The organism is Sinorhizobium sp. P24N7 (assembly GCF_042436655.1).
Lineage (GTDB): Bacteria > Pseudomonadota > Alphaproteobacteria > Rhizobiales > Rhizobiaceae > Sinorhizobium > Sinorhizobium meliloti_A.
The window spans coordinates 1-668 of record NZ_JBHMIW010000082.1; the positions used below are offsets into that span (position 1 = coordinate 1).

General features: G+C 60.9%; 1 protein-coding gene. It reads left to right on the forward strand.

Annotated elements, in window-relative coordinates:
- On the forward strand, positions 1–668 hold a 668-nt coding region (locus ACFHWW_RS34005), incomplete at both ends, for an IS1595 family transposase (RefSeq protein ID WP_379943767.1).

Genomic DNA, 668 nt, shown 5'->3' on the forward strand with positions numbered 1-668 from the left:
TCCGTTGAGTGTCTGGTTGAAGGGCATGTGGCTTATGCTGCAGTCGGATAAGGGTTTGTCCTCGGTGCGCCTGGCCGAGGCTTTGGGGGTGAGCCAACCCACGGCCTGGCGGATGGGACACGCGTTGCGTCTCATGGCGGCGCGCGAGCACATGCTCGATGGCACAGTGGAGATCGATCATTTTCATCTCGGTGGGCGAGCAAGAATAAATCCGGACGATCCACCGCCTGGACGCGGCCGAAAAGGTCTGCCGAACACCCAGAAGACACCGGTCATGGTGATGGTGCAGCGACCAGAGGACGTCACACCCGGCACTCCGGCCGGTGACGCCCGTGCGGCGGTGGTGACTGGCCTTTCGCTACGTGCAGCAGCGCGCGCCGCCGAAACGCAGATAGAACCTCATGCCTGGTTGATGAGTGACGAGGCGACAGCGTTCATAGCCCTTGGCGAGACCTATGCCAGGCATGACACCGTGAAGCATTCCAGCCGCGAATACGTTCGGGACGCCGTTCATGTCAATTCGGTCGAAGGTTTCAATTCCCGGGTCCGCCGCACAATTGCCGGCGTCTTTCATCATATCAGCCCGCAGCATGCCGACCTGTATTTCCACGAGATCGGCTTCCGCTGGTCACAGCGCATTGTGATTGGCCAGGCGGTGCGGAAAAGCC